At 76.8% G+C, this 10,150-nt stretch carries 9 protein-coding genes; 3 read left to right on the top strand and 6 right to left on the bottom strand.

Annotated elements, in window-relative coordinates:
* Positions 1-1,919: HAD-IC family P-type ATPase (locus tag NT8_RS24670; protein WP_067974389.1), on the top strand; the 1,919-nt coding region annotated here is incomplete at its 5' end.
* Positions 1,920-1,953: 34 nt separating this feature from the next.
* Here the strand turns inward: NT8_RS24670 and NT8_RS24675 are convergent.
* From NT8_RS24675 to NT8_RS24690, 4 genes are all read right to left on the bottom strand, one after another.
* Entirely contained in the window at positions 1,954-2,697 is a 744-nt protein-coding gene (locus NT8_RS24675; protein WP_067974391.1) for an SCO1664 family protein, read from the bottom strand.
* Between the two features lie 25 nt (positions 2,698-2,722).
* A complete protein-coding gene (locus tag NT8_RS24680; RefSeq protein ID WP_067974406.1) occupies positions 2,723-3,301 on the bottom strand; it encodes a DUF3090 domain-containing protein in 579 nt (192 codons plus the stop codon).
* A gap of 24 nt (positions 3,302-3,325) precedes the next feature.
* Positions 3,326-4,048 (bottom strand): MSMEG_4193 family putative phosphomutase, encoded by a 723-nt coding sequence (locus tag NT8_RS24685; protein WP_067974394.1) that lies wholly within the window; start codon positions 4,046-4,048, stop codon positions 3,326-3,328.
* A 61-nt stretch (positions 4,049-4,109) separates the two neighbouring features.
* Positions 4,110-5,279, bottom strand: a complete 1,170-nt coding sequence (locus tag NT8_RS24690; RefSeq protein ID WP_067974397.1) for an undecaprenyl-diphosphate phosphatase — start codon at positions 5,277-5,279, stop codon at positions 4,110-4,112.
* Positions 5,280-5,639: 360 nt separating this feature from the next.
* Here NT8_RS24690 and NT8_RS24695 point away from each other — a divergent pair, with 360 nt between their 5' ends.
* Complete coding sequence (locus tag NT8_RS24695) at positions 5,640-6,593, top strand: aldo/keto reductase (RefSeq protein ID WP_174549631.1); 954 nt, start codon at positions 5,640-5,642, stop codon at positions 6,591-6,593.
* Positions 6,594-6,641: 48 nt separating this feature from the next.
* Here the strand turns inward: NT8_RS24695 and NT8_RS24700 are convergent, their stop codons facing one another.
* A complete protein-coding gene (locus NT8_RS24700; RefSeq protein ID WP_174549632.1) occupies positions 6,642-7,070 on the bottom strand; it encodes an Hsp20/alpha crystallin family protein in 429 nt (142 codons plus the stop codon).
* Positions 7,071-7,412: 342 nt separating this feature from the next.
* Here NT8_RS24700 and NT8_RS24705 point away from each other — a divergent pair, with 342 nt between their 5' ends.
* The gene (locus NT8_RS24705; RefSeq protein WP_084469251.1) at positions 7,413-9,212 is read left to right on the top strand and encodes a helix-hairpin-helix domain-containing protein; all 1,800 of its coding nucleotides are present in this window, start codon (positions 7,413-7,415) and stop codon (positions 9,210-9,212) included.
* Positions 9,213-9,441: 229 nt separating this feature from the next.
* Here NT8_RS24705 and NT8_RS24710 read toward each other — a convergent pair whose 3' ends face one another.
* A complete protein-coding gene (locus NT8_RS24710; protein ID WP_067974404.1) occupies positions 9,442-10,026 on the bottom strand; it encodes a GNAT family N-acetyltransferase in 585 nt (194 codons plus the stop codon).
* Positions 10,027-10,150: the final 124 nt, after the last annotated feature.

Below are 10,150 nucleotides of genomic sequence, written 5' to 3' on the forward strand. Positions count from 1 at the left end.
GGCACGCCTACGCCGCCCGGCTCGCCGAGGAGGCGAGCCGGTTCTCCCTGGTCCACTCGGAGCTGCGCTCCGGCGTCGACCGCATCCTGCGGTTCATCACCTGGGCGCTGTTCCCGGTGGGCGGGCTGCTGGTCTTCAGCCAGCTCGTGCTGGGCGGGCACGTCACCATCGACGAGGGGGCGGCCGGCGGGCAGATCAGCGGCCCGTTCGCCGACGCGCTGCGCGGCATGGTCGCCGCGCTGGTGTCGATGGTGCCCGAAGGGCTCGTGCTGCTCATCAGCATCGCGTTCGCGGTGGGCGTGGTGCGGCTGGGCCGCCGCCAGTGCCTGGTGCAGGAGCTGCCCGCGATCGAGGGGCTGGCCCGGGTCGACATCGTCTGCACCGACAAGACCGGCACCCTGACCGAGAACGGCGTGCGGCTGGCCGAGGTCCGCGACCTCGGCGGCGGCCCCGCCGGGGGCCCCGACCCGCGCGCCGTGCTCGCCGCGCTGGCCGCCGCCGACACCAGCCCCAACGCCAGCATGGCGGCCATCGGCGACGCCGCGGGCGCGGCGCCGGCGTGGGAGCCCGTCGCCCGCGCCGCGTTCTCCTCCGCGCGCAAGTGGAGCGGGGCGAGCTTCGCCACCCCCGAGGGCGAGGCCCACTGGGTCATCGGCGCCGCCGACGTGCTGGCGCCCGGCGGCCCCGAGGCGGCCGAGGCCGAGCGCGTCGGCGGCCGCGGGCACCGGGTGCTGCTGCTGGCCCGCGCCGCCGGCCGGGTCGACGGTCCCGGCGCGCCCGGCCCGGTGGCGCCGGTCGCCCTGGTCGTGCTCGACCAGCGGGTGCGCGCGGACGCGGCGGCGACCCTGCGCTACTTCGCCGACCAGGACGTCGAGGTCAAGGTGGTGTCGGGCGACGACCCGGCGGCGGTCGGCGCGGTGGCGCGCGAGCTGCGGCTGCCCGGAGCCGACGCCCCGGCCGACGCCCGCGCGCTGCCCGCCGACCCGGCGGAGCTCGCCGACGCGGTCGAGTCCACCGCCGTGTTCGGCCGGGTGGGGCCCGAGCGCAAGCGCGACATGGTGCGCGGGCTGCGCGGGCGCGGCCGCACCGTGGCCATGACCGGCGACGGGGTCAACGACGTCCTCGCGCTCAAGGAGGCCGACATCGGGGTGGCCATGGGGTCGGGCAGCCCGGCGTCGCGGTCGGTGGCGCAGATCGTGCTGCTGGACGACCGGTTCGCCACCCTGCCCGCGGTCGTGGCCGAGGGCCGCCGGGTCATCGGCAACATCGAGCGGGTCGCGAACCTGTTCCTCACCAAGACCGTGTACTCGATGACGATGGCGACCGTCGTGGGCGTGCTCGCCGTCGCCTACCCCTTCTTCCCCCGGCACGCGACGCTGATCAACGCGGTGACGTTCGGCATCCCGTCGTTCTTCCTGGCGCTGGCGCCCAACAACGAGCGCGCCCGGCCCGGGTTCGTCGGCCGCACGCTGCGCCTGGCCGTGCCCGCGGGGCTGATCAGCGGGCTGGCGGCGATCACCACCTACCTGCTGGTCCTCGACGGCGCGGCGGCGCCGGAGCTGACCGACCGCACGGCCGTGGTGGTCACCCTGTGCGCGACGACGCTGTGGGTGCTGCTGCTCGTGGCCAAGCCGTACGTGTGGTGGAAGGTCGCCCTGGTGGGGGCCATGGTCGGGCTGCTGCTGACGGCCCTGCTCACCCCGGTCGGGCGGGCGTTCTTCGCGCTCGACGTCAGCGACCCCGCAGCGCTGACGACGGCCCTGGTGGTGGCCGGGGCGGCCGCGTCGCTGATCACCGTGGTGCGCGTCGTCGACGACCGGCTGATCCGGCGGGCCGAGGAGCGGCGCGAGCGGGAGCGCGCGCGCCGCCGGCCGCGGTCGGCGCAGGACCCGGAGCCGGAGCCGGAGCCCGCCGCGTAGCGGCGCGCCCGGGCGGCTCAGCGGTGGGCGTCGCCTACACGGGCGGCCAGGGGACGGCGGGCCAGTCGGGCGAGGGGTAGGGGTGCACGCGGTGGGTGCGCAGCAGCTCCACGCGGCGGCGCACCGCGTAGACCTCGGGGCCGGTGAGGTGGCGGTCGAGTTCGCCGGTGAGCGGGTCGCCGGGCCGCTCCAGCGCGGCGTGCAGGCCGTCGAGCGCGGCCAGCGCCTCGTCGGTGAGCGGCTCGCCCTGCCACTGCCACAGGACGGTGCGCAGCTTGTAGTCCTCGGCGAAGGACACGCCGTGGTCGCACCCGTAGAGGTGGCCGTCGCGCGTGGGGAGCAGGTGGCCGATCTTGCGGTCGGAGTTGTTGATCACCGCGTCGAACACGGCCATGCGGCGCAGCCCGGCGTGGTGGCGGTCGCGCGACAGGTCGATGAGGTCGACGGCGGGGTCGCCGTCGATCCACAGCTGCACCATGCCCTCGCCGAACGGGCCGTCGCGGTGCACCGTGGGCGGGACGACGTCCCAGCCCAGCGCGTGCGACACCGCGAAGGCCGCGACCTCGCGCCCGGCGAGGGTGCCGTCGGGGAAGTCCCACAGCGGGCGCTCGCCCGCCACGGGCTTGTAGACGCAGGCCGCCTCGGCGCCGCCCGCGGCCACCGTGCAGTACAGGGTCGCGTTGGAGGCGTCGGCGAGCCGCCCGACGACGGTGATGTCGCCGGTGCCGAGCAGTTCCAGGGCGTCCGTGGCGGAGAGCCCCTCGGACGACGCGGTCATGGCGCCCCCGTCCCTCGTCGAGCCGTCACATGCCGCCGGGCTTGTACCCGTTCTGCCGCGGGCAGATGTGGCCGCCCGGGTCGAGCGGCTGGCCGCACAGCGGGCAGTTGGGGCGGCCGGCGGCGACCACCTTCATGGCCCGCCCGGCGAAGGCGCGCGCGGCGGTCGGGGTGAGGTGGACGCGCAGGACGTCGCGCGTGGCGGGCGCGTCCTCGGCGAAGACCTCGATCTCGTCCTCCTCGACCGCGTCGTCCTCGCCCTCGTCGACCTGCTGGGCCTCGATGATGACGCGGGCGGAGTCGGCGTCCCACGCCAGTGCCAGCGTGCCGACCCGGAAGTCCTCCTCGATGGGCTGCTGGAGCGGGCCGTCGTCGAGGTCCTCGGGCGCCGGCGGGGTGTCGCCGGGCTGCTCGCCGAAGCGGCGGCGCACCTCCTCCAGGAGTTCCTCGATGCGCTCGGCGAGGGCCGAGACCTGGGCCTTCTCCAGCACGACGCTGGTGATGCGGCCGCCGCCGCTGGCCTGGAGGAAGAACGTGCGCTCCCCGGGCTGGCCGACGGTGCCGGCCACGAAGCGTTCGGGGGGGTCGTATTGGAACACTGGCATGACCACGACCCTAGAGGATCGCGGTCAGCCTCGCGATCCGCCGCCCGCGCCGCCGCCCACGGCGGCGTCGCCGGAGGTGTCGGCGGGCGCCGCGAGGTCGGCGGTGGAGCCGCCGACGTCGTTGAGGCGCACCACGAACGGGCGGAGCCGGGTGTAGCGGATCGCGGTGAGGGAGCACGGGTCGGCCTGGACGCGCTGGAACTGGTCGAGGTGCAGGCCGAGCGCGTCGGCGACCACGGCCTTGATGACGTCGCCGTGGCTGCACACGACGTAGACCGGTGCCGGGGAGTCGCGGGTGAGGCGGGCGTTCCAGTCGCGGACGGCGGCCACGGCGCGCTGCGACATGGCGGCCAGGGACTCGCCGCGGGGGAACACGGCGGCGCTGGGGTGGGCCTGGACGACCCGCCACAGGGGTTCGCCGGCGAGGTCGGACAGCGCGCGCCCGGTCCAGTCGCCGTAGTCGCACTCGGTGAACCGGTCGTCCACGGTGGCCGTGAGCCCGGCGGCCGCGGCGATGGCGTCGGCCGTCTCGCGGCAGCGTTCGAGCGGGCTGGAGACCACGGCGACCGGGCGGGCCTCGGCCAGGCGGGCTGCGACGGCGACGGCCTGCGCGCGGCCGCGGTCGTCCAGGTGCAGGCCGGGGCGGCGCCCCGCGAGCGCGCTGCCGGTGATCTCGGTCAGTCCGTGCCGGACGAGCAGCAGGGTGGCGACGGGTTCGGCGGGCTGCGGGTGCGGTGCGGTGGCCATGGTCGGCCACGATAGCGGCTCGCGGCCCGCCGGGCGGCGCCCCGGCGGGCCGCGGCGCGGGTCAGCCGACCGGGGCCTGCTCGCCCTGCGGGGCCTGTCCGCCCTGCGGCGCCTCCGGGGAGGCGTCGTCGGCGCGCGGGTCGTAGGTCTGCCCGGTGATGGGGTCGATGGGCAGGTTGGTCTGCGGGTCGATGTCGACGTCCATGCCGGTGTCGGGGTCGCGGTGCACCCCGGTGTCGGGGTTGCGGGGCAGGCCGGTCTCGGGGTTGACCGGCCAGCCGGTCACCGGGTCGACGCTGGGCTCGGGCGACGGTTCGGGCGAGGGGCCGGCCTCGGGCGAGGGGGCGGTCTCCTCGGCCGGGTCCTCCTCGGCCTCCACGGCGGCGGCGTCGGTCTCCAGGTCGGCGCCGTCGCGGGGCTCCAGGACGCCGAAGCTGACCAGGGTGAGGATGAGGATGCCCAGGGCGATGCGGTAGTAGACGAACGGCATGAAGCTGTTGGTGGAGATGAACCGCATGAACCAGGCGATGACGGCGTAGCCCACGACGAACGCCACGACGGTGCCGACGATGGTGGCGGTCCACCCGGCGTACTGCTCGCCGCCGATGTCGGTGAGCTGGTAGAAGCCGGACGCGAACACGGCGGGCATGGCGAGCAGGAACGCGTACTCGGCGGCGTCCTTGCGCTGGAACCCGAGGAGCATGCCGCCGGTGACCGTGGCGCCGGAGCGCGACACGCCCGGGATGAGGGCGAGCGCCTGGAAGAGGCCGAAGATGACGCCGCGCTGCACGTTGAGGTCGTTGAGCTCGCGGTGCTTGCGGGTGTGCCGGTCGACGAGGCCGAGGATGACGCCGAAGACGATCAGGGTGAGGGCGATGAGCCGCAGGTCGCGGAACACGCCGTCGATCTGCTCCTCCAGCAGCAGGCCGATCACGGCGATGGGGATGGTGCCGATGATGAGGTACCAGCCCATGCGCGCGTCGATGTGCCGGCGCAGCTCCTTTGTGAACAGCGACCGCGTCCACGCGGAGATGATGTTCCAGACCTTCTGCCGGAAGTAGATCAGCACGGCGAGCTCGGTGCCGAGCTGGCTCACCGCGGTGAACGCCGCTCCGGGGTCGGGCCATCCGAAGAATGCGGAGAACACCCGGAGGTGGCCGCTCGACGAGATCGGCAGGAATTCGGTCAACCCCTGGATCAGTCCAAGGATGATGGCCTCAAGGATGGACACGGCGGGCTCTGCTCCTGGGTGCTCGGTTCCGTCGCGGTGCGGGGGCGTCCACCGGCGGCGCGGTGCGCGGCGGGCGCGGCCGGGTCCGGCCGCACGGGGGCGGCTCCGGGACGCGGGCGCGGAACCGCACCGGAGGCCGGGCGCGCGGGGCGACCCGCGCGACGTGCAGGGGGCGGACCCCGGCAGCTTACTGTGATCCGCGAGGCGCGGCAGCCGCGGGCGGGCCCGGCGGCCCGGCGCGGGGGCGGGCGGCGCGGCCGGGCGGGCGCGGCACCTCGGTGTTCGCGTCTTCGCGGCTTCCCGCGGCACCGCCGGTGCGTGCCACCGATTCCGACACCTTGACGCGGTACTCTCCGCGCCATGGAACAGCGACAGGTGGGTGGGTCGGGGCTGTGGGTGTCCCGCACCGCGCTCGGCACGATGACCTGGGGCAAGGACACCCAAGAAGACGACGCCGCCGACCAGCTCACCGCTTTCGTGGACGCCGGGGGGACGCTGGTCGACACCGCCGACATCTACACCGGCGGGCAGAGCGAGCGCATCCTCGGCCGGCTCGTGAACAACGTCGTGCGCCGCGATGATGTGATCATCGCCACCAAGGCCGGGCACACGCCCGAGCGCTACCGGCCGTGCGACCTGTCGCGGCGGCACCTGCTGTCGGCCCTGGACGCGTCTCTGCGGCGGCTGCGCACCGACCACGTCGACCTGTGGCAGCTGCACGTGCACGACCCCGACACCCCGCCCGAGGAGACGCTGGCGGCCGTCGACGCCGCGGTGGCGTCGGGCCGGGTGCGCTACGTCGGGGTCGGTGGCCTGTCGGCGTGGACCTTCGCCAAGTACGCCGCCTGGCAGCGGGCCGGCGGCGGGCGGGCGCCGGTGGTGGCGGCGGGCGCCGAGTACTCGCTGCTGAACCGGGAGGCCGAGGCGGACCTGCTGCCGGCGGCGGGCGACCTGGGGGCGTCGCTCATCGCGTGGTCGCCCCTGGGGCGCGGCGTGCTCAGCGCCAAGTACCGCAACGGGGTGCCGGCGGACTCCCGGGCGGCGCTGCCGCACATGGCGTCCTACGTGGAGCCCTACCTGGGCGAGCGCAGCCGGCGGGTCGTGGAGTCGGTGTGCACGGCCGCCGAGGGCCTGGGGGTGTCGCCGCTGGCGGTGGCGCTGAGCTGGGCGCGCGACCGCGAGGGGGTGGCGGCGGCCACGGTGGGGCCGCGCACCACCGCCCAGCTGGAGGACGTTCTGGCCACGGAGGGCGTGGAGCTGCCGCACGAGATCCGCGAGGCCCTGGACGACGCGTCGTCGGCCCCGGCGCGCTGAGGCGCCCGCGCCCCCCGGGCGCGGGCGCCGATCGGCGGGCCGCCGCGGTCAGGCGTCGATGCGGCGCGGCTGCGGGGCGCCCTCGGCGATGCTGATCTTGCGCGGCTTGGCCTGCTCGGCGACGGGGATGCGCAGGGTCAGGACGCCATCGGCGTAGTCGGCGGCGATCCGCTCGGTGTCGAGGGTGTCGCCGAGGAAGAGCTGGCGGGAGAACCGGCCCGCCGGGCGCTCGCTGACGACCACCTCGCGCTCCCCCGACGCGTCGAGCGCGGGGCGCTCCGCCGTGACGGTGAGGACGTTGCGCTCGACCTCCAGGTCGATGCTCTCGGCGCGCACCCCGGGCAGGTCGAACCGGACGACGAATTCGCCGTCGTCGCGGTAGGCGTCCATGGGCATGGCCGCCGGGCGGGCGGTGCCGTCGAGCATCCGCTGGGTGAGGCGGTCGAACTCGCGGAAGGGGTCGGTACGCATCAGCATCGTGGTCACCTCCATGTCTCGCTCAACAATTCTGATGCGCTCACGCTCAAGTTTATTGCCGTCGCCGCTGCAGAACAAACCCCGTGGTCGGAACGTTTTTCGCCAGTCGCCACGGCAGATCACCGCGCCGACCTGGGTCGATGCCCCCGCTGCGGGCCCGGTGCCCATGACCATCGAGGCCGTCGGCGGCGGCGCCCTCGGTGGCGGCGGCGCCGACCGTGCGGGCGGGACCACCCCGGCGTGCCCGGCGCCGCCGGTCCGGCGCCCGGCGGGCGCCGCGGTGCCCGGCGGGATCGCTAAGCTCCCAGGGACGGTTTCCGCAGCAGGACGAGGAGCATCCGCATGGCCGAGGCGCCCAACCCGCAGCCGGACGCCGGGGCCCACGACACCTCCCCGGCCGCCCGCGCCCGCGCCGTGCTGGAGGGCATGGGCGCCCCCGCCGCGCTGGCCGAGCCGCTGGTCGCGGCGCTGGGGCCGGGCGCCGACGCCGAACTCGCCGCCGACCCGTGGCGGCTGCTCGCCCTGCCGGGGATCACCCCCGAGCAGGCCGACTTCTGCGCCCGGCGGGCACTGGGCGAGGCGGCCGCGCCCGACGACCCGCGGCGCGGCCGCGCGGTCGTGGCGCACCTGCTGCGGCGGGCGGTCCGCGAGGGCCACACCGCCGTCGAGGAGCGGCGCCTGGCCGAGGCGGTGCGCTCCATGGGGGTGCGCTCCCCCGGCCCCGCGCTGACCGCCGCCCTGGACGACGGCGAGGTCATGGTCTTCGAGGCGTTCGAGGAGCCCGACGACGTCCTCGGCGACGACGGCGAGCCCGCGGAGATGCCCGACCCCGACCGGTACTACGCGCCTGCCCACATCGGGCTGGCAGAGCAGGACCTCGGCGAGGGCGTCGTCCGGCTGACCGCCACGGCCGAGCCGATCATGGACCCCGCCACCGCGGCCGAGACCGTCGACGCGGTCGCGGACCGGCTGGGCGCCGAGATCGCCCCGGAGACCGCGGCGGCGGTGGCGGCCGCCGCGCTGCGCGGGGTGTGCGTGCTGACCCACGGCGCCGGCGCGGAGCAGGCGGTCGCCCACGTGCTGGCCTGCTTGGACGCCGTCGCCGCCGACAGCGAGACGGGCATCGCCGTCGCCGCGCCCACGGCGCAGGCCGCGGCCGCGATCAACGCCGCGCTGGAAGGGCTGGCGGGGGTGGCGGCGCGCGCGGTGCCGCTGCCGAGGCTGCTGGAGTGCCGGGCGCCCGGCGTCTACGGCCGGGGCGCGGAGAACCCGATCGACGCCGGGCTGGTGGTGGTGGCCGGGGCCATGGCCGTCGACGTGGAGCGGGCGGCGGCGCTGGTCGAGGCGTGCGCCGACGGCACCCACCTGGTGCTGCTGGCCGACCCGGCGCAGGCGCCGTCGGCCGGCCCCGGCCGGGTCGCCGCCGACCTGGCGGAGTCGGGGACGGTCGCGGTGGCGGCCCTGCCCGACGGCCCCGAGCCGGGGCCCGTCGCCCGGCTGGCCGGCCTGGTGGCGGGGGGCGAGCTGGGCCGGGTCGAGGCCCCGGACCGCGAGGTCGTGGTGGTCCCGGCGGCCTCCGCCGCCGAGGCGGCGCACCGGGTGGTGCAGGTCGTGGCCGACTCCATCCCGCGCGCGGTGGGCGTGCCCGCCGACCAGGTGCAGGTGGTGGCGGCCACCCGGGGCGGCGAGGCGGGCGTCGACGCGCTCAACGCGGCGTGCAAGGCACGGCTGAACCCGGGTTCCGGGGCGCTGGGCGGGTTCGACCCGGGCGACCGGGTGCTGTTCGCGGCGGACGGCCCGGGGTACGCGGCGGGCGACGTCGGCGTGCTGCGCGCCGGGGAGTCGGGGCCGGTGGTGGACCTCGCCGACGGCTCGGCCGCCGAGGTGGCCGACCCGGCGGTGCTGCGGCCGGGGTGGGCCGTCACGGTCGCCGCCGCGCACGGCGGCGCCTGGCCGGCGGTGGTGGCGGTTTTCCCGCCGGAGACCCGGGGGTCGCGCCCGCAGGTGTACACGGCGGTGGGCACGGCGCGCCGCCACCTGACGATCGTGCACGCGGCGGGCCCCGCCCTGGCCCGCGCGGTCCGCGAGTCGCCGGCCATCACCCGCCACACCCGCCTCATCCCCGTCCTCCGCGAGGGCTGACGGGACCCGGGTCCCACCCTCCCCGCGTTGGTCTCGACGCCCGGCCCGCCTGGGCCGGCGCCCTGTCGGCCGCCGGGCGGGACGGGGGTGGGGTGCCCGCTCGCCTGATGGCCGCCCCGGCCCGGCGCCCGCGCCCGCAGGCCGGCGCGCCTGCCCGCTCTCCGTTGATCGTGGCGTCATCGGGGCATGGGGGGCGCTCCCCCACCCGATGACGCCACGATCGACGAGGTCAGGGGGTGGGGCGGGTGAGGCGCCAGACCGTGTCGACGCCGGTGGCGGCGGGGGCGGCCGGGAAGGGCCGCGCCGGGCGGTCGCCGAGGCACTCCATGCCCAGGCGGCGGGCGACCGCGCCGCTGGCGGTGTTGGCGGCGTCGTGGTGGATCTCGACCCGGTCGACGCCGGGGAGGGCGAAGGCCACCCGGACCAGGGCCTCGGCGGCGCGGGTGGCGTAGCCGCGGCCGGTGCGGTCGGCCCGCAGCCAGTAGCCGATCTCCAGCCCACCGGGGCCGATGCGGCGCATGAGCCCGGCGGACCCGGCCACCGCGCCGTCGACCAGGACGGCGTAGTTGTAGGCGGTGCCCTCGGCCCAGGCGCGTTCGGACCCGGTGACGAACTCCAGGGCGGCGGCGCGGTCGTACTCGGCGCTCCACGGCTGCCACGGCCGCAGGTGGTCCAGCGAGGAGGTGACGGCCTCGTGGACGAGGCCGGCGTCGGCGCGGCGCCAGCGGCGCAGGCGGACCGGGCCGCGGACCGCCTCCTCGGCGGGGTGGGGGCCCGGCCCGGTCGGGGCGGTCTCCTCGGCGGGGTGGCTCATGCCGACATGGTCCTCCTCCCGTCCACGCCCCGGCAACGCGTTTTCCGGCCTCCCCCGGCCCCACCCCACCGCGTCCGCGCGCCCGGGGGGGTCGGGGCGGGCGGAGGCCGGCCTCCACGGGCGG

Origin of the sequence: Nocardiopsis trehalosi NBRC 14201 (assembly GCF_001552555.1) — a bacterium.
GTDB classification, from domain to species: domain Bacteria; phylum Actinomycetota; class Actinomycetes; order Streptosporangiales; family Streptosporangiaceae; genus Nocardiopsis_B; species Nocardiopsis_B trehalosi.

Bases quoted from the DNA above. Each gene is read 5' to 3' on its own strand.
- NT8_RS24675 (WP_067974391.1), bottom strand. From the start codon at position 2,697: ATGACCGCGTCGTCCGAGGGGCTCTCCGCCACGGACGCCCTGGAACTG.
- NT8_RS24680 (WP_067974406.1), bottom strand. From the start codon at position 3,301: ATGCCAGTGTTCCAATACGACCCCCCCGAACGCTTCGTGGCCGGCACC.
- NT8_RS24685 (WP_067974394.1), bottom strand. From the start codon at position 4,048: ATGGCCACCGCACCGCACCCGCAGCCCGCCGAACCCGTCGCCACCCTG.
- NT8_RS24695 (WP_174549631.1), top strand. From the start codon at position 5,640: ATGGAACAGCGACAGGTGGGTGGGTCGGGGCTGTGGGTGTCCCGCACC.
- NT8_RS24700 (WP_174549632.1), bottom strand. From the start codon at position 7,070: ATGCTGATGCGTACCGACCCCTTCCGCGAGTTCGACCGCCTCACCCAG.
- NT8_RS24705 (WP_084469251.1), top strand. From the start codon at position 7,413: ATGGCCGAGGCGCCCAACCCGCAGCCGGACGCCGGGGCCCACGACACC.
- NT8_RS24710 (WP_067974404.1), bottom strand. From the start codon at position 10,026: ATGAGCCACCCCGCCGAGGAGACCGCCCCGACCGGGCCGGGCCCCCAC.